Consider the following 18851-nt stretch of genomic DNA (forward strand, 5'->3'; position numbering starts at 1 on the left):
GGTAATTTCCTAGATAGGAGGTACGGGACCGCCCCGCCAGCGCGGGGTTATCACGGACCAAGCGCTATGCAAACTAGAGCCTTGAGAATCGGAACCCGCGGCAGCCTGCTAGCGCTTGCGCAAGCGCATGAGACGCGCGCGCGTCTGATGGCGGCGCATGGCCTGCCGGAAGAGGCGTTCGAGATCGTGGTGATCGCCACCAGCGGCGACCGCATCCAGGACCGGCCGTTGGCGCTGGCCGGCGGCAAGGGCCTGTTCACCAAGGAACTCGAAGAGGCGATGTACGCCGACGAGATCGATTTCGCCGTGCATTCGTCCAAGGACATGCCGACGCAACTGCCCGACGGGCTGGAACTTTCGGCGTTCCTGCCGCGCGAGGACCCGCGCGACGCCTTCATCGGACGGGCGGCGCCCAGCATCGCGGAGTTGCCGGAGGGTGCAGTCGTGGGCTCTTCGTCGCTGAGGCGGCAGGCGCTGATCCGGCGCATGCGCCCTGACCTCGACGTGGTGATGTTCCGCGGCAATGTGCAGACTCGCCTGCGAAAGCTCGACGAGGGCGTGGCCCAGGGCACCATCCTCGCCAATGCCGGCCTGCGCCGGCTCGGCCTTGCGGACATCATCACCGACCTGATGCCGCTGGACGTGTTTCCGCCGGCGCCGGGGCAAGGTGCTATCTGCATCGAAAGCCGCATCGGCGACAGTCGCGTGCGCAACATGCTTGCGGCGATCGACCACAAGCCGACCGGACAAGCGCTGGCCTGCGAACGGGCGTTTCTTGCGGCGCTCGACGGTTCGTGCCGGACGCCGATTGCCGGATACGCTATGATCGACGGTGACAGGCTGTCCTTTGAAGGTTTGATCCTGACACCGGACGGTACCTTGTCGCACGAAGCCAAGGCCGAGGGCCGGGCGGCAGACGCTGCTGAAATCGGCCGCAAGGCCGGCGAAGACGTCAGGGCACGCGCCGGCGAAAAGTTCTTCGAGGGATGGAGCTAGATGGCACGCCGTGTGCTGGTGACGAGGCCGGATCCCGGCGCCACCCGCACCGCGCGGCGCCTTGAAGCGCTCGGCTTCGAACCAGTCCTGCTGCCGCTTTCCGAAACCCAGCCGCTGCCGGTGACGCGCGAAAGCGTGCCGACCAACGCCACTGCTGTTGCTGTGACCAGCGCCAATGCGCTCCGCCATGCGCCGAGCGGGCTGGTCGAGCGGCTCAGCCACCTGCCTTGCCACGCGGTGGGCGCACGGACCGCGGAGGGCGCGCGCAAGGCGGGTTTTTCCTCCGTCAACGAAGGGCCGGGCGATGCGGCAGGCCTCGCCGACATGATCGCCATCGAGCTGGGCAAGGCAACGCTGGCCTATCTCTGCGGACGCGTGCGAATGCCGGATTTCGAACGGCGTCTCGGCGCAAACGGCATCAAGGTCGTGCCGATCGAAACCTACGACACGATAGCCCTTTCACCGCCGCCTTCGTTCGTGCGCCAGCAACTCGGCGGCCAGCCGGTCGACGCGGTACTGATCTATTCGGCCCGGGCGGCAGCCGCATTCGGTACGCTGATGGAAATGCAGGCCGAGGCGGATTTCCTGATACGGGGTGCGACGTGTTTCTGCCTGTCGGGGCGTATTGCGTCGGCGCTGGGCGACGGCTTCAACGTCGAGGTCGCGCCCGATCCCAACGAGGATGCGTTGCTCGATCTTCTTGGCTTGCCGGACTGACGTTGCGTTGACCGTGCCATCACGCGGCCTTTTTTCGCTGGACGGTGGGTGTTACTGATTTTGATCTTCGACCCCGCAACCGCCGCGGGACATGTGCCAACGAAATCTCGGAGCCCCAAGCATGGTCAAGACGCCGAAGACGCGCCACTCGAAGACGCATCGCGAGCCGGTCACGATCGAGCTGGAGCCAGGCGCGGTGTCGCGCGTCGAGGACGTCGCCAAGGCCGAGGCCGTGGCGGAGGCCGAAAGCGTTTCGGCGACGATGGGTGACGAGGCGGTGGCAGAGCCCGCTGCCAGCGAGCCGAAAGCGCCGGCCGATACCGATTATGCCTCCTACAGCTACGATTTCGACAATGGGCAGCAGGCGCAGCAGCCGAAAGCCGAGGCACCGGCACGTGCCGCAGCATCGAATGCCGGCAGTTCATACGCCTCGAGTTCGGCTGCTTCCACGTCAACTCCGGTGCGGCAGTCGACGTCCGGTATCCTGCCGGGTCTCGCCGGTGGCCTGATCGCGCTTCTGGTGGCCGGCGGGCTGCAATATGCAGGCGTGCTGGACAGACCAGGCAGCGCGGGCGGCAGCGGCGACGAGCAGTTGCAGGCCGAGATCGCTTCTCTGAAGTCGCAGGTCGCCGATATCGGCGCTTCGAGCGGGGGCGGCGAGCTCAAGGGGCAGGTCGACGGCATTTCCGCAGCGGTCCAGGAAGTGAAATCCGAGATCGAGGCGCTGAAGACGGCGGCCGGCCAGGCCGGATCGGGCGAGGCGCTTGCAGGGCTCGACGGCCGCATCAAGCAGATCGAGGCGACCGTTGCCACGCTCGGCCAGAACGGGGCGGCGTCGACCGAGTTCGCGGCGCTGAACGAACGCCTTGCCGGGCTCGACGCGGCAGTGAAGTCGGCAGGTGAGGCAGCGACTGCCGACGACGGCAAGATCGCGACGCTGGAGCAGTCGGTTTCCGCGCTCGCCTCCAAGGTCGAGGCGCAGGCGTCCCAGCCCAAGATCGCGCTGGCGATCGCCGCATCGGCGCTCAAGGCAGCCGTCGACCGGGGTGGCGCCTTCGGCGCCGAACTCGAAACCTTCGCCGCCATTTCGCCCGACGCGCCAGAGTTGGCCACGCTCAGGGCGCATGCCGAAAAGGGCGTGGCGACACGGGCCGACATCGTCGCCGAGACCGACGCCGCCGCCAACGCGATGATCGCGGCGGCGAAGCCGGTCAATCCCGACGCCGGCGTGTTCGAGCGCCTGGTTTCGAGCGCCGAACAATTGGTCAAGGTGCGGCCGATCGGCGCCGTCGAAGGCGCTGGCGCGCCAGAAACGGTGGCGCGCATGGAACTGGCGGTCAGCCAGGGCGACTTCGCCAAGGCAATTGCCGAATACGAGACGCTGCCGGATACGGCCAAGGCGGCGGGTGCCGACTTTGCCGCCAAGCTCAAGGCGCGGCTGGAGGTCGAGACGCTGGTAGACCAGCTCGTCGCCAATGCGATGAAGGCGTGAGGAACATCAGATGATACGCATCCTGTTCTTCCTCGCCGTCGTCTTTGGGCTCGGGCTCGGTTTTGCCTGGCTGGCGGATCGCCCGGGCGACATGGTGGTGACCTTCGGCGGCTACCAGTACCAGGTCAGCCTGATGGTGGCTGCGGTGGCCGTGACGGCCATCGTGGTTGCGGTGATGTTGTCGTGGTGGCTGACCAAGTCGCTGTGGAACAGCCCCTATGCCATCGCCCGGCATTTCCGCGCCCGCCGCCGCGACCGTGGCTACCAGGCCCTGTCGACCGGCATGATCGCAGCCGGTGCCGGCGATGCGGCGCTCGCGCGCAAGAAGAACAAGGAAGCGGCAAAGCTGATCCGCTCCGACCAGGAGCCGCTGATCCAGCTGCTCGATGCCCAGGCGGCACTGCTCGAAGGCGACCATGACGGCGCGCGGCAGAAATTCGAGGCCATGCTTGACGATCCCGAGATGCGGCTGCTCGGCCTGCGCGGGCTCTATCTCGAGGCCGAAAGGCTTGGCGATCGCTCGGCCGCCCGCCACTATGCCGGGCGCGCCGCAGGCCTTGCGCCACAGCTCGCCTGGGCGGCGGATTCGACACTGGAGGAAAAGGCCGAGCGCGGCGACTGGGATGGCGCCCTGGCGCTGGTCGATGCCCAGAAATCGACACGGCAGATCGAGCGCGACGTCGCCAACAACCGCCGCTCGGTGCTGCTGACGGCCAAGGCGATGTCGCTGTTCGAGAGCGACTTCAATACGGCGCGGACCGCGGCACTGGAAGCCAACCGGCTGCGGCCGGAGTTCGGCCCGGCGGCCATCATCGCTGCCAAGGCGCTGTTCCGCCAGAACGACGTGCGCAAGGGCTCGAAAGCGCTGGAAGGCGCGTGGAAGGCCGAACCGCTGCCAGATATCGCCGAGCTCTATGTCCATGGCCGACCCGGCGATGCGGTGCTCGACCGGCTGGCACGGGCCAAGAAGCTGCAATCGCTGAAGCAGAACCACCCTGAATCCTCGCTTGCCGTGGCGCGGGCGGCGCTGGAGGCACAGGATTATGCGCTGGCACGCGCCGAGGCCGAGGCGGCGGCCCGGATGCAGCCGCGCGAGGGCGCCTATCTGCTGCTCGCCGACATCGAGGAAGCCGAGACCGGCAACCAAGGCAAGGTGCGCCAGTGGCTTGCCAAGGCGGTGCGGGCGCCGCGCGACCCGGCATGGGTCGCCGACGGCGTCGTTTCCGAGCGCTGGGCGCCGTTCTCGCCGGTGACCGGCAGACTTGACGCCTTCGAATGGAAGGCGCCTGAGGAGCGTCTCGGCCATCTCATCGAACAGCAAGACGAGGAGCCGGAAGCACGCGTGGCGATCCCGGCGATCCGGGCCGCACAGCCCGCCGGCGATGACATCGTCGAGGTGGAAAGCGACGTCGAGGTGATGCCGGAAAAGACGACTGAGACAGCCACGGCAAAAGTCGTTCCGCCGACGCCGGATGGTGTCGCCGGGGTGGTGGACGAGGACGAGGCAGAGCCGATCCGGCTTCCCGACGACCCGGGTGTCGACCCCGAGGTGGAACGGGAAAACGCCCAGCGGCGTTTCCGTTTGTTTTGATTATCGGCCAACCCTAAATCTAGGCTTGGCCCCAAACAGGATTCGCCAATGTTCGAGCGCATGATTTCGTTTCTGAAGGATCTGCCGTCGGCGGGCACGAGGCAATCGAGCGAGGACGACCCGCGCGTCGCCGCAGCGGCGCTGATGTATCACGTCATGGACGCCGACGGCGACCGGCAGGACGTCGAATGGGAGCGCGTCAAGCAGCTGCTGGCCAAGAGTTACGGCATTTCGGGTGGCGAACTCGACCGGCTGGCGAAGGCCGGCGAGCAGGCGGACAACGAGGCGATCGATCTCTACGCCTTCACCAGCGTGCTCAAGCGCAGCCTCGACGACGAGGCGCGCAAGGACTTCATCGGCATGATGTGGGAGATCGTTTATGCCGATGGCGAGCTGCACGAGATGGAGGACAACACCATCTGGCGCATCGCCGAATTGATCGGCGTCGAAAGCCGCGATCGCATCGAGGCCAAGCGCACGGCGGCGCAGAAGGCGCGGCGTTCCGTCGGACCCGAAGCGGACGAGTAGGCGCTCGATGCCGGGCAAGGCGAGAGCGAAGATCCTGGTTGTCCTGCATCAGGAGCATTCCAGCGCCGGCCGTGTCGGCCATGTGCTGATCGAGAACGGTTTCGACCTCGATATCCGCCGGCCGCCGCTCGGCGACAACCTGCCCGAGACCCTTGTCGGACACGCCGGTGCTGTGGTGTTCGGCGGGCCGATGAGCGCCAACGATCACGACGAATTCGTGCGCCGCGAGACCGACTGGCTGACCGTGCCGCTCAAGGAGAACCGGCCGTTCCTCGGCATCTGCCTTGGCGCGCAGATGCTGGTCAACCATCTCGGCGGCAAGGTCGAGGGCCATGGCGACGGGCTGGTGGAGATCGGTTGGTATCCGATCAAGGCGACCGAGGAGGGCCGCAAGCTGATGCACTGGCCCGAAATGGTCTACCAGTTCCATCGCGAGGGCTTTTCTCTACCGAAAGACGCCGTTCTGCTGGCTTCTTCGGACACGTATCCCAACCAGGCTTTCCGTTATGGCGACAATGCCTGGGGCATCCAGTTCCACGCCGAGCTGACGCGCGTGATGATGCAGCGCTGGGTGGTGCGTGGGGCCGAACGCTTCGTCCTGCCCGGCGCACAGCCCGGACGCGACCATCTCGGTGGCCGGCTGATCTGGGACATGCACCTCAAGCGCTGGCTCGACGAGTTTCTGGTTGAGATATTTGGCCGGGGGATGGGAGTAAGGGAGTAAGGGAGTAAGGGAGTAAGGGAGTAAGGGAGTAAGGGAGTAAGGGAGTAAGGGAGTAAGGGAGTAAGGGAGTAGGGGCTCCTCGGATAGATACTGCCCTATTCCCCTACCGCGTCCCGTCACACCCTTCCATCGAGGCGCCTGACCTTGCGCAGCTGCGGGAAGGTCCACGCCCAGATGCCGGCGACGGCTACGGCGCCGATGCCGCCGAAAACGACGGCAGGCACGGTTCCGATCAGGGCGGCCATGGTGCCGGCGCGGAATTCGCCGAGTTCGTTCGACGCGCCGACGAAGACGCCGTTGACGGCGTTGACGCGGCCGCGGACACGATCCGGCGTCCACAGCTGGATCAGCGTCTCGCGGATGTAGACGCTGACCATGTCTGTCGCCCCGATCAGGGCAAGGGCGGTGATCGACAGCCAGGGAATGGTCGAGACGCCGAATATTGCCGTGACCACGCCGAACAAGGCGACGAAAACGAACATCACGAGGCCGGCATGGTCGCGGATCGGATGGCCGGCAAGCCAGACGGCAACGACGATGGCGCCGACGCCGGGAGCGGCGCGCAGCATGCCAAGGCCCCATGGCCCGAGTTCGAGGATGTCGCGCGCATAGACCGGCAGGAGCGCGACGGCGCCCGACAGAAGCACGGCGAACAGGTCGAGCGAGATGGCGCCGAGCACGATCTTTTCACCCCAGATGTAGCGGAAGCCGGCGAATAGCGTTTCGGCGGTCGACGCGTCCGTTTCGCTGCGCTGGGCCGGCTTCGGGATCGAAAAGATCAGCACCGCCGAGGCGAGCATGATCGCGGTGGCCGCGCCATAGGCCGCTTCGGGCGAGACGCCATAGAGCAGGCCGCCCGCGACCGGCCCGACAATGGTGGCGGTCTGCCAGGCGGACGAGTTCCAGGCGACCGCGTTGGCGAAATCCTCAGCCGGAACCAGGTTGGCGACCAGCGAGGCCGACGCAGGGCCGAAAAAGGCGCGGGCAATGCCGAAGACGGCGAGCACGGTGAAGATCGGCAGCGGACCGGCGAGGCCGTGGAAGGTGAGGATCAGGAGGGCTGCTGCGCACGCGGTCTCGACGAGCGCCGCCAGCGCCATGATGAGCCGGCGGCCGAAGCGGTCGGCGACGACGCCAGTGACAAGCACCAGCAGCAAGGCCGGCGCGAACTGGATGACGCCAACGAGGCCGAGGTCGAAGGGATTTCGCGTCAGGTCATAGATCTGCCAGCCGACGCCGACGGAGACGATCTGGGTGGAGAAGGTGGCGAGGAAACGCGCGATCCAGAAACGCGAGAACGCGCTATGGCGAAATGCGGCGAAGCGTTGTTCTGGCGCGGTTGCGGGATGGGCTGTCATGTGGTCCGGCGGGTTTCGACGCCGGGTCAGATCGCCCCGGCGGAGGTGCCATAGCGCAGATCGGCGCCGGGCGGGCGATATTGTGCCGCTGGATCAAGCTTTTCGGCAAGGGTGCCAGCGTGGTCCGGCGCTTCAAGCCGCCGGACCACGCTGCGCGGCCGATGTGAGGCTATCTCACAAAGACCGTGACCGATCCGTCGGCCTCGATGCTGGCTGCGACGATGGCCGAGGTGTCAACCGTTTCGGCGTCGAGCTTCGTCTTCAGCGCTTTGTTGGCCATGATCGCAGCCTGCACGCCGGTGATGTCGGCCTGATTGTCGCCGACGGCCTTGTCCAGCGCCTGCTTGTCGTCGCCGGTGGGCGACAGCTTGACGATGTTGACCGCGCCGACCGTGGTCATGGCCTGGATGGCGGTCGCGGTGTTCCTGCTGGCCTGGATGGCCGACAGGACTGTGCCGAGATCAGCCTTGGCGCCGGTGCTGGCCGTGGTGGAGGTGTCCACGGAGCGGGCTTCCGTGCTGGCCGCGCCACCGGCAAAGGCGGGCGTTGCGAGAGCGGTGGACGCAAGCAGGACCGCGATGGCGAGTGAATGTCTCATCTTCTACCTCTTCGAATTTCACCCCTTCGCGCCGGGTTAACCGGCCGGAGCGGCATCGGTTCCGTCCGAAAAGGCCCCGGCAAGCTCGATGTTATGAGCGGCAGGCGCCGCAGCGCGTTCGTTTCCATGGCGTTGCGGCAGATCGTGCCGAAGCGATCATATTGCATTGCAACATAGTTTGAGTTGTCCTGCCGGACTGCGTCGCCGATCCTGCCCGCATGTCCAGCAGCCTCATCCCCGCCAACTCATGAGCGCAGCCGCGTCGACGTTCCGGCCCGACATCGAGGGCCTGCGCGCCATCGCCGTGGGCGGCGTGGTTGCGTTCCATTTCGGCATGTCGAACCTGCCCGGTGGCTTCATCGGCGTCGACATCTTCTTCGTCATCTCGGGTTTCCTGATCACAAGGCATCTGATGCAGGAGATCGGGCGCAGCGGCACGGTCGACCTCTGGCGCTTCTACGGACGCCGCGCGCGCCGGCTGCTGCCGGCATCGCTGCTGGTGATCGTGGCCACGCTCATCGCCGGCTACTTCATCCTGGCCCCACCCGAACAGCAGCTCTACGCCAAGGGCGCTTTGTTCGCCTCGAGCTACGTCATCAATCTCTGGCTGCTCAGGTGGTCGTTCGACTATTTCGCGGCCGACACGGCGAACAACCCGTTCCTGCATTTCTGGTCGTTGTCGGTCGAGGAACAATTCTACCTGCTGTGGCCGGCGTTCCTGCTGCTGGTGGCGCGGTTCCGGCCGGGCGAAAGGGGCGTGGCCGTTCTCCTCGGCGTCGCGGCAGTGGCGTCGTTTGCTGCCTGCGCCTGGATGACCACGGTGTCGCAACCCTGGGCCTTCTATTTCTCGCCGTTGCGGGCCTGGGAATTCGCCGTCGGCGGGCTGGTCTCGCTGACGGTCGCCGATCGCTGGGCGTCGGGCTTCCGCTTCGCGCCTGTCATGGGCTGGGCCGGCCTCGCGCTGATCGGCGCAACCTATCTGATTGTCTCGGAAGCCGATCCATTCCCGGGCTTCCTTGCACTACTGCCGGTGATCGGCACGGCCATGCTGCTGCTTTCGGGCGCGCGCCAAAGCGCCGTCGGGCCGGCGGCGCTGCTGTCGCTTGCGCCTTTCCAATGGACGGGCAAGCTCTCCTATTCGCTCTACCTTTGGCACTGGCCGGTGATCGTCTATGCGACAATCCTGTGGCCCGACCTTACGCTCGGCGGCCGGCTGGCGTGCCTGCTGGTGACGGTTGGCTTGTCCGTTCTCAGCTATCGTTTCGTCGAGAATCCGGTGCGGCTGAGCGGCTGGCTTTCGGCCGGTTCGGCGCGCTCGCTGGGGCTTGCGGCCCTGCTGACGTCGCTTGGCGTAACGTTGTCCTATGGCGCTGCCCAATTGGCGGCTCGAAGCGTCGATCCAGACCAGAGGCTCATCGCGGAAAGTGCCGCGCGCTCGTCGTCGGCGCGCCAGATCGACACCGCTTGCGTCGCCAGCCTGGAGCAGACCGAGCCGCGCAGCTGCAGCCTTGGGGCATTGCAGCCGCGAAAGACGATCGTGCTTTTCGGCGATTCACACGCCGACCACTGGTCGACGCCTCTGGCGAAGATCGCCGAGGCGAACAACTGGCGCGTGGTGACCTATCTGAAATCCTCCTGCTCGGTCGCCGCGGTGCCGACATGGAACGTGCGCTTGATGCGGGCCTATGAGGAATGCGACGCGTGGCGGAAATCGGCGATGAAGGAAATCGCCGATCTGAAACCCGACGCCGTGATCGTTGCGCAGTTTTCGTACAGCTATGTCGAGAACGACGTGAATGGCGACCTGGATCACCTGGTCACGCGCGACGTCTGGGCCAATGGCCTGAGGACCTCACTGGCAGCGCTGAGCGAGACAGGTGCCGAGGTCGTGCTGCTCAGGGACGTTCCGGTGCACAAGTCGTATCTTGATCGCTGCGTCGCCCGTTCATTGTGGCAGGGCCGGAGTGCCGCGGTGTGCGATACGCCGCGAAACCAGGCGATCGACGAGCGGGTGTCGGAGACCGAACAGGCCGCGACGTCAAGACTGCCTGGTGTGAGATATGTCGACCTCACCGAACTGTTCTGCAACGAGACGACATGCCCGGCGATGATCGGCGGCAAGCTGACGTTCCGCGACCGGCACCACATCGCCACACCCTACGCGGCGACGCTGGCAGGCTCCATGCAGCGCGCGATCTTCGGCAACCAGGTTGCGGCGCGTTGGCCGTGAGCGTCGCCGTCAACCGCGCGTCCGAATTGCTAGAGCTGGATGCTGACCGTGCTGAGGCCGCGGGTGATGCTGCCGGTGGTCGGCAATAGCGGGATCAGGCAGGCCTGGAGCGCGTGGTAGATATCGGGCTTGCCATAGAAGGGGCCGGCATTGGGCTTGAGCTCGTCGTCGAGCTGGGCGTGCCAGCCGCCGTTGCGGCGGTCGATGAAGCGGGTGGCGCAGAAGCTCCAGATGCGGCGATACCAGTCCTCGTAGGCCTGATTGCCATCGATGGCGTTGAGCATGGAGGCCGCACCGATGGCCTCGCAGCATGGCCACCAATAGCGATCCTTGATCCGAGCCGAGCCGTCCCATTCGAGCGTGTAGTAGAAGCCGCCCCTGGCTGTGTCCCAGCCATCCGCCGTTGCCTGGCCGAACAGGTTCCTGGCCGCATCCGGCAACCAGTCGAGCTTGCGGCCGCCGAGTTCCCAGAGCTGCAGCAAAAGCCGTGCCCACTCCAGCGAATGGCCAGGCGTGGTGCCGTAGGGGCGGAACATCGGGTCGCCGGAATAGTCGCGGTCGAGCTTCCAGTCGGACGTGAAGTGCTCGGGCAGGCGCCAGCCTGCGGCGGCCGAATGGCGGCGGATGATCAGATCGGCGATGCGCTCGGCCATGGTGAGGTAAGTACTGTCGCCGGTCGCCTCGAAGGCGGCCATCAGCGCCTCGGTCAGGTGCATGTTGGAGTTCTGGCCGCGATAGCTGTCGAAAGGTTTCCAGTCGCGGGTGAATTCTTCGGCCACGGCACCGTGGCTGTCTTCCCAGAATTTTTCCGACAGGACGGTCGAGACGTCGGTCAGCAGGCGGTCGGCATCGGGGTGGCCGGCGACCTTGGCGCTCGCGGCGGCAAGCAGCACGAAGGCGTGGCCATAGGCCTGCTTGGTGTCGTTGGTCGGGCCGTCATAGCCGACACCCCAGAAATAGCCGCCATTGGTGGCATCGCGATGGCCGTTCCAGAGGAACGCCATGCCGTGGTCGACAAGTGTGTCGGCGCCCGGCCGGCCGAGCAAATGGGCGATCGAAAAGCAATGCACCATGCGCGTGGTGACATGGATCTGGCGGCCAGCGAAGTTGCCCGGCACGGCGCCTGGCGCCAGCGGGCGGCCCTGGTCGTCCAGGTCGTGGAAACCGCCGAGCGGATTGAGGCTTTCGCGCTCGAAGAAGGAGAACAGCGCGTCGGCCTGTTGCAGGAGCCACAGGCGGTGGCTGGCGAGCGTGGTCCAACTGGCCGAGCTGGTGGAAATTTCCAAAGAAGTCATGGATAGCGTTCCCCTGCAGCCGATGGCGTGATTTCCGCGACCTAAGACGTAATGGCTGCCGCACTCAACAGGAAAACGCCATGATTTACGTGCAGCGGTGCAACAGCACTGTATTTAGCCAATATGCCACGGTGGACCCACTAGTCACGGCGCTTGCCGCGCATTATGGACAAATGGCGCGCTTGACCGAGTTGGCAGCGAGATTTCGGGGACTAAATGACGAAATTGATGTCGTCCAAGGCGGACGGCCAGCCCACCGGGGCTGTGGCTGCAAGTGAACACGCGGCCGAAAAGGCCCTTGTTCGCCGGCTTGCATCGCATTGCAATCGCTTCCGCGATCCCGACGACCGCCGCGCGGCTTTCGAACTGGCGGTGACGCTGGTGCCGTTCCTGGCGATGGGCGCTGTGCTGGTCTGGCTCGCCGCCTATGCCGAGCCGCTGCTCGGCGCCTGGCGCTGGCTGCTGCTGGCGCTGCTGGCGCCGGTATGCGCTGCCTTCCTGGTCCGGCTGTTTGCGATCCAGCACGATTGCGGTCACGGCTCCTTCACCAGCTCGCGCGAGGCAAACCGCATCATCGGGCGGGTGCTGAGCGTCTTCACCTTCACGCCCTACACGCTGTGGCAGAAGGCACATGCCGTGCACCACGGCGGGTCGGGCAATCTCGACAAGCGCGGCATCGGCGATATCGATACGCGCACGGTTGCCGAATATGAGGCGATGACCAGCGGCCAGCGGCTGATGTACCGCATCTATCGCAATCCGATCATCCTGATCGTCATCGGCGTGCCGATCTATTTCCTGATCATGCACCGGCTGCCCTACAACGATGCCATTCCGCGCGTCGAGGCATGGCGTAGCGCCGGCGGCCTCAATGTGGCGCTGGTGCTTGTCTATGGCGGGCTCGTTCTCCTGGCCGGCTGGGCGGTGATGCTGGCGGTCCTGCCTGTCGTGGTGATGGGTGCCTGGGCCGGCGGCTGGCTGTTCTACGTCCAGCATCAGTTCGAAGAGACGCGCTGGGATGCCGGCGAGGCCTGGGACCTGCATGTCGCTGCCTTCGGCGGCAGCTCTTGGTATGCCTTGCCCGCTGTGGCCCAGTGGGTCACCGGCTCGATCGGCCTGCACCACATCCACCATTTGTGCAGCCGCGTGCCGTTTTATCGCCTGCAGGCCTGCTTCGATAGCAACGCGGAACTGCGCGACGCCAGCCAGAGCGTCAAGCTGACCTTCTGGAAGAGCGTCGCCTGCATCAACCTCGCGCTCTGGTGCGAAGACCGCCGCCGGCTGGTGACGTTCGCCGACGCGCGGGCGTAGCCAAGCAATAGCTTCCATCTCTGCGACAACCGACTGCGCCGGAGCGCGGCGGTCTCGGCGAAGGTCGCCTCGGATCGAGCGCCAGCTAGTCTGCTGGACGGTCGAGACGGCGGAACACAATGCCGTGATGGAAGGCCGCCGGCCCTGGGTCAGTCTGCCTCGCATTTCCAGGGGCAAACAAGGCTGCGGCCAGCGGCTGCGAGACGGCCCTTTCCCGCGCCTTCTTCGACTATCGATGCTGAGCCGGCGCATACCGAAAGAGGTGTGTAATGCCCGCTTCGGGGCTTCCTGTTGCAGGAAAGCTTCATCGCAGACGGACGCGGCATCGGGGCTCCGCCGAGGCTGAGCCTGCCGGCAAATCGATGCCACACGAGTATCTGCGAACACGGCAGGGTAAGGGGCGTGACCGCTCCGGTACACGTATTGGTGAATTGAAGTTATCGCTGCACCGCACATATTATCCATTACCGACCAACCGTTCGGTAATTGTTGCAAGCAGTGCAGGCGTGAACATATGGCCCGTCCCAGGGTAATCGAGCAGAGCGACATTCTGGATGCGGCGGAACTCGTGGTCGTGCGCGATGGCGCTGCACACCTGACGCTGGACGCTGTCGCGACCGAGGCCGGGATCAGCAAGGCCAGCGTCGTCTACGACTATAAATCCAAGCAGCAGCTCATCAATGCCGTCATACGGCGGCGCGTCGAGAACGAGGAACAGCGGGTCCAGGCGGCGACGGTCGAACTTGGACCGGTTCCGAGCCCGGCGATCAACGGCCTCGTCGCGGCGGCGGCCGAGCGACCGCGCGACCATGCCCGCGCCGTGGCGGTAAATCTGGTTTCCGCTCTCGCCCAGGACGCCGAATCGCGCGGCATCATCGAAGCGGTCTATGCACGGATGATCGCCTCGGTCACGGAAACCGCGGACAACCCGCGCGGCGCCATTCTTGCGCTTCTGGCACTCGAAGGCCTCAAGCGCCTCGAAATGCATAATCTGCATCCCTGGTCGGATGCCGAACGCGCGGACATCCTGCGCGACATAGGCTGGCTGATCGACGCCGAGCATCTGAGATCCAAAGGCCCCAGAGCTCCATCAGGCGATTGATCGCCCGCCGCCAAGCCACCCCATTATCGAAGCCCTCGCTCGCCGTTCCGGCAATCGTCAACCTTTTCTGGATTTTCCCATGCGTATACCCGCTTTGCCGCTCAAACTTGCCGCGGCCGTCGGCCTGCTCGCACTCGTCTCCGGATGCAGTGATGCCAACGGTTCAGCCGAGGCAAAACCGTCGGCACCCCCGCCATCGCCGGTGAGCGTGATCGAGGTGGTGCCCGAAGCGCTGCCCATCCTGAACGAGTTGCCCGGGCGCATTGCCCCGACCCGCATCGCCGAGGTGCGGCCGCGCGTCTCGGGCATCGTGCTGGAACGCGTCTTCGAACAGGGCAGCCTGGTGAAGGAGGGCGACGTGCTCTACCGCATCGACCCGGCGCTGTTCCAGGCGCAGGTGGCGAGCGCCGAAGCGACACTGCAGCGTGCGCAGGCGGTCCAGCTGCAGGCACGCCAGCAGTCCCAGCGCCAGAGCGAACTGCGCGAGCGTAACGTCTCCAGCGGCCAGCAGCTCGACAACGCCGTTGCCGCCCTTGCGCAGGCCGATGCCGACGTGGCGATCGCCACCGCCGGGCTTGCGACGGCGCAGCTCAATCTCGACTATGCCGAAATCACGGCGCCGATCTCCGGGCGCATCGGTCGCGCCATGGTCACCGAGGGTGCGCTGGTCAGCGCCAATGGCCCCGAAAGCCTGGCGACAATCCAGCAGATCGACCCTGTCTATGCCGACTTCACCCAGTCGGCGAACGAGCTTCTCCGGCTGCGGCGCGCGCTTGAAAATGGCGCGCTGACGAATGCCGAGGAAGGCGCGGCACGCGTCATGCTTAGGCTCGACGACGGCAGTGAATATGCGCACCCGGGCAAGCTCCTGTTCCTGGAAGCCGCGGTCGACGCCACGACCGGGCAGGTGACGCTTCGCGGTGAGTTCCCCAACCCCGAGGGCGACCTGCTGCCGGGCATGTATGTGCGCGTGCTGATCGAGCAGGGCATCCAGCAGAACGCCGTCGCAGTCCCGCAGCAGGCGATCCAGCGCGATTCGGGGGGCGGCTCGCAGGTCTATGTGGTCAACGACAAGAACGTGGCCGAGCTTCGCCCGGTCCGGGTCGGACGCGTGGTCGGCGACCGCTGGGTCGTCGAAGAAGGCCTCAAGGCGGGCGACAAGGTCGTCGTCGAAGGGTTCCAGAAGGTCAGGCCCGGCGCTGCGGTCGCCGCCCAGGCTTGGAAGCCCAGGGACAAGACGTCAGCAACCGGCAGCAGCGGCGCGGCTACGCCCGCCAGCGAGCCCAAGGCCGGCTAAGGAACATCAGAGATGCCCCAGTTTTTCATCGATCGACCCATCTTCGCATGGGTCGTGGCGATCTTCATCATGCTCGCCGGCGCCATCGCCATCCCGTTCCTGCCGGTCGCGCAATATCCGAACGTGGCGCCGCCACAGGTCTCGATCAGCGCCACCTATGCCGGTGCCGCGCCCGAAGACATCTACCAGAGCGTCACCCGGCCTATCGAGGAAGAACTGAACGGCGTCCCCGGCCTGCTCTATTTCGAATCGACGTCTGATTCCTCCGGCATGGTCACCATCACCGCGACCTTTGCACCGGGCACCGACAGCGGCCAGGCCTCGATCGACATCCAGAACGCGGTTCGCCGCGTAGAGCCGCGGCTGCCGCAGGTGGTCAAGCAGGTCGGTATCCGCATCGAGGAGGCCGGAAGCGGCTTCCTGATGATGGTGGCGCTGACTTCGACGGACGGCTCGCTCGACGTCGTCGGCCTCGGCGACTATCTGAGCCGCAACGTGCTCAGCGAAATCCGCCGCATCGACGGCGTCGGCCGGGCGCAGCTGTTTGCGACTCAGCGCGCCATGCGCATCTGGATCGATCCCGACAAGATGGTCGGCCTGAACCTGACGTCGGACGACATCACCAACGCGATCCGTTCCCAGAACGCGCAGGTTGCCGCGGGCCGCATCGGCGCCGACCCGAACCCGATCACGCAGCAGATCTCGGCCACCGTGCTGGTGAAGGGCCAGCTCACCTCCGCCGAAGAGTTCGGCTCGATCGTGCTGCGCGCAAATCCCGACGGTTCGTCGGTGCGGCTGTCCGACGTGGCGCGCATCGAGGTCGGCGCGGAAAACTATAACTTCTCGACCAGATTGAACGGCAATCCGAGCGCGGCGATCGCCGTGCAGCTGTCGCCCACGGGCAATGCACTGGCGACGTCGGAAGCGGTCCGGGCGCAGATGGAGGAGCTCTCGCGTTATTTCCCGGAGGGCCTGGAATACGCGATCCCTTACGACACCTCGCCGTTCGTGAAGGTTTCGATCGAGAAGGTGATCACGACCCTCGTCGAAGCGATCCTGCTCGTCTTCGCGGTGATGTTCCTGTTCCTGCAGAATTTCCGCTACACGGTCATCCCGACCCTAGTGGTGCCGGTGGCGCTTCTCGGCACCTGTGCGGTGATGCTGGCTACGGGCTTCTCGATCAACGTGCTGACGATGTTTGCGATGGTGCTGGCGATCGGCATCCTGGTCGACGATGCCATCGTCGTGGTCGAGAATGTCGAGCGCATCATGGCCGAAGAGGGGCTGTCGCCACGGGAGGCGACACGCAAGGCGATGAAGCAGATCTCCGGCGCGATCATCGGCATCACGCTGGTGCTTACGGCGGTGTTCGTGCCGATGGCGTTCTTCCCGGGGGCCGTCGGCGTCATCTACCGGCAGTTCAGCCTGACGATGGTGGTGTCGATCCTGTTCTCGGGTTTCCTGGCGCTGTCGCTCACGCCGGCGCTCTGCGCCAGCTTCCTGAAGCCGGTCGCCAAGGGCCATCACGAGAAGAAGGGCTTCTTCGGCTGGTTCAACCGCGGCTTCGATCGGACGACGCGCAGCTACACCTCCAGCGTCGGATGGATCGTCAAGCGCACGGGCCGCTTCATGGTCATCTACCTAGCGCTGCTGGTGGGCCTCGGCTGGTCGTTCATCCAGCTGCCGACGTCATTCCTGCCCAACGAAGACCAGGGCTTCCTGATCGTCGACATCCAGGGCCCGCCGGAATCGAGCAGCAACCGCACCCGGGCGATCGCCGAGAATGTCGAGTCGATCTTCATGGGCGAGGAGGCGGTTGACCGCATGGTGGTGGTCAACGGCTTCAGCTTCTCGGGTGCCGGCCAGAACGCCGGCCTGGCCTTCGTGACACTGGACGACTGGAGCGAGCGTGACGACGACAACTCGGCCGCCGCCATTGCCGGCCGCGCGAACCGGGCGCTGTTCCAGATGAAGGACGCCGTGTCGTTCGCGCTGTCGCCGCCGCCGATCCAGGGCCTCGGCACCTCCAACGGCTTCACGTTCCGCCTGCAGGACCGGTCGGGCCGCGGACAGGTGGCGCTGGCCGCCGCGCGCGATCAGTTGATGGCGGCTGCGGCGAAGAGCGAGGTCATCACCGGCCTGCGCATCGAAGGCATGCCCGATGCCGCCCAGGCCAACCTGTTGATCGACCGCGAGAAGGCGAACACGTTCGGCGTCACCTTCGCCGACATCAATTCGACGATCTCGGCCAACCTGGGCTCGGCCTATGTCAACGACTTCCCGAATGCCGGCAGGATGCAGCGCGTGACGGTGCAGTCGGATGCCGGGCGGCGGATGCAGACCGAGGACCTGCTGAACCTCAACGTGCGCAACGCCCATGGCGGTATGGTGCCGCTGTCTTCCTTCGCCGCCGTCGAATGGCAGAAGGGTGCGGCACAGGTCGTCGGCTACAACGGCTATCCGGCGGTGCGCATCAGCGGCCAGGCGGCACCGGGACATTCCTCGGGTGCGGCGATCACCGAGATGGAGCGCCTGGCGGACCAGCTGCCGGCCGGCTTCGGTTATGAATGGACCGGGCAGTCACTGCAGGAAATCCAGTCCGGCTCGCAGGCGCCCGCCCTGATCGTGCTCAGCATCCTGTTCGTGTTCCTGCTCCTGGCGGCACTCTATGAGAGCTGGACGATCCCGGTGTCGGTGATCCTCGTCGTGCCGCTGGGCGTGCTGGGCTCGGTGTTGGCGGTGATGGTCATGGGCATGCCGAACGACGTCTACTTCAAGGTCGGCCTTATCGCCATCATCGGGCTGTCGGCCAAGAATGCGATCCTGATCATCGAGTTCGCCAAGGACCTGCGCAAGGAAGGGATGTCGCTCCTTGACGCCACGGTGGAGGCGGCCAAGCTGCGCTTCCGGCCGATCATCATGACGTCGTTGGCCTTCAGCCTGGGCGTCGTGCCGATGGCCATCGCCACCGGCGCCAGTGCCGCCAGCCAGAATGCCATCGGCACGGGCGTGCTGGGCGGCATGATCTCGGCGACCGTGCTTGCCGTGTTCTTCGTGCCGGTCTTCTTCGTCGCCGTCATGAAGCTGACGCGGCGTGGGAAGGCTGAAACGCGGGAAGGCGCGGATGCGTCCGAGGCTCAGGTTCCGGCGGAATGAACGGTTCCGCAAGCCAGCCGGCGAACAACCGGACAGCGCTTGAGCGCCGCCTCGAACAGAAGGAGCGCCTGTTTCATGCGGCCGTTTGCGTCGCGCTGGAAAACGGCTTCGGCAAGGTCACCCTGGATGCCGTTGCCCGACAGGCCGGCATCAGCAAGGGCGGGCTGCTCCATCACTTCTCGACCAAGGGCGACCTGATCCGGGCGATGCTGAAGCATTATGCCGATGCAGCCGGTGACGGGAGCCTGAGGGAACGAGGCGGCGACGGGCTCACTGACGTCGACCCCCTGGCTGTCGCGGCATTGGTCGCGGCGGCCGAAGACACGGCGCTGCTCGAGACGATCAACTCGAGGTTCGACATCCGGTGCAAGGGGCCTGCGGGCAGCGGGCAGCGGACAACGCAGCTGGCATTGACGTGCGGCTTTGCCAACCGGCTTGTGCTGCGCGAGCGTTGAG

At 65.7% G+C, this 18851-nt stretch carries 15 protein-coding genes; 12 read left to right on the forward strand and 3 right to left on the reverse strand.

Annotated elements, in window-relative coordinates; translation table 11 throughout:
• The first annotated feature begins 66 nt into the window (after positions 1 to 66).
• From hemC to GGQ99_RS17280, 6 genes are all read left to right on the forward strand, one after another.
• A complete protein-coding gene (hemC, locus tag GGQ99_RS17255) occupies positions 67 to 996 on the forward strand; it encodes a hydroxymethylbilane synthase (protein WP_108606329.1) in 930 nt (309 codons plus the stop codon).
• Entirely contained in the window at positions 997 to 1713 is a 717-nt protein-coding gene (locus tag GGQ99_RS17260) for a uroporphyrinogen-III synthase (RefSeq protein WP_183263459.1), read from the forward strand.
• A gap of 121 nt (positions 1714 to 1834) precedes the next feature.
• Positions 1835 to 3205: a COG4223 family protein gene (locus GGQ99_RS17265; RefSeq protein ID WP_183263460.1), complete on the forward strand. Its 1371-nt coding sequence runs from the start codon at positions 1835 to 1837 to the stop codon at positions 3203 to 3205.
• Between the two features lie 10 nt (positions 3206 to 3215).
• Positions 3216 to 4796, forward strand: a complete 1581-nt coding sequence (locus tag GGQ99_RS17270; RefSeq protein ID WP_183263461.1) for a heme biosynthesis protein HemY — start codon at positions 3216 to 3218, stop codon at positions 4794 to 4796.
• A gap of 48 nt (positions 4797 to 4844) precedes the next feature.
• Positions 4845 to 5324, forward strand: a complete 480-nt coding sequence (locus GGQ99_RS17275; RefSeq protein ID WP_183263462.1) for a tellurite resistance TerB family protein — start codon at positions 4845 to 4847, stop codon at positions 5322 to 5324.
• 7 nt (positions 5325 to 5331) lie between these two features.
• Entirely contained in the window at positions 5332 to 6048 is a 717-nt protein-coding gene (locus GGQ99_RS17280) for a glutamine amidotransferase (RefSeq protein WP_183263463.1), read from the forward strand.
• Positions 6049 to 6164: 116 nt separating this feature from the next.
• On the opposite strand, the gene GGQ99_RS17285 is transcribed toward GGQ99_RS17280, so the two are convergent.
• Positions 6165 to 7406: an MFS transporter gene (locus GGQ99_RS17285; protein WP_183263464.1), complete on the reverse strand. Its 1242-nt coding sequence runs from the start codon at positions 7404 to 7406 to the stop codon at positions 6165 to 6167.
• Between the two features lie 169 nt (positions 7407 to 7575).
• On the reverse strand, positions 7576 to 8004 hold the full coding sequence (locus GGQ99_RS17290) for a hypothetical protein (RefSeq protein ID WP_183263465.1): 429 nt from the start codon (positions 8002 to 8004) through the stop codon (positions 7576 to 7578).
• A 247-nt stretch (positions 8005 to 8251) separates the two neighbouring features.
• Between GGQ99_RS17290 and GGQ99_RS17295 the strand changes: the two genes are divergently transcribed.
• Positions 8252 to 10234: an acyltransferase family protein gene (locus GGQ99_RS17295; RefSeq protein ID WP_183263466.1), complete on the forward strand. Its 1983-nt coding sequence runs from the start codon at positions 8252 to 8254 to the stop codon at positions 10232 to 10234.
• 29 nt (positions 10235 to 10263) lie between these two features.
• On the opposite strand, the gene GGQ99_RS17300 is transcribed toward GGQ99_RS17295, so the two are convergent.
• The gene (locus GGQ99_RS17300) at positions 10264 to 11529 is read right to left on the reverse strand and encodes an AGE family epimerase/isomerase (RefSeq protein ID WP_183263467.1); all 1266 of its coding nucleotides are present in this window, start codon (positions 11527 to 11529) and stop codon (positions 10264 to 10266) included.
• 216 nt (positions 11530 to 11745) lie between these two features.
• Here GGQ99_RS17300 and GGQ99_RS17305 point away from each other — a divergent pair, with 216 nt between their 5' ends.
• The 5 genes from GGQ99_RS17305 (at position 11746) to GGQ99_RS17325 (ending at position 18850) form a co-directional block, all read left to right on the forward strand.
• Complete coding sequence (locus GGQ99_RS17305; RefSeq protein WP_183263468.1) at positions 11746 to 12840, forward strand: fatty acid desaturase; 1095 nt, start codon at positions 11746 to 11748, stop codon at positions 12838 to 12840.
• Between the two features lie 514 nt (positions 12841 to 13354).
• Positions 13355 to 13942, forward strand: a complete 588-nt coding sequence (locus GGQ99_RS17310; protein WP_108606340.1) for a TetR/AcrR family transcriptional regulator — start codon at positions 13355 to 13357, stop codon at positions 13940 to 13942.
• A 79-nt stretch (positions 13943 to 14021) separates the two neighbouring features.
• Positions 14022 to 15239, forward strand: a complete 1218-nt coding sequence (locus tag GGQ99_RS17315; protein ID WP_183263469.1) for an efflux RND transporter periplasmic adaptor subunit — start codon at positions 14022 to 14024, stop codon at positions 15237 to 15239.
• A 12-nt stretch (positions 15240 to 15251) separates the two neighbouring features.
• Positions 15252 to 18395, forward strand: coding sequence for an efflux RND transporter permease subunit (locus GGQ99_RS17320; RefSeq protein ID WP_183263470.1), 3144 nt, complete (start codon positions 15252 to 15254; stop codon positions 18393 to 18395).
• The gene (locus GGQ99_RS17325; protein WP_183263471.1) at positions 18392 to 18850 is read left to right on the forward strand and encodes a TetR/AcrR family transcriptional regulator; all 459 of its coding nucleotides are present in this window, start codon (positions 18392 to 18394) and stop codon (positions 18848 to 18850) included. Before GGQ99_RS17320 ends, GGQ99_RS17325 begins: the two co-directional genes overlap by 4 nt.
• Position 18851 lies beyond the last annotated feature (1 nt).

Origin of the sequence: Aminobacter niigataensis (assembly GCF_014200015.1) — a bacterium.
Taxonomy (GTDB): Bacteria; Pseudomonadota; Alphaproteobacteria; order Rhizobiales; family Rhizobiaceae; genus Aminobacter; species Aminobacter niigataensis.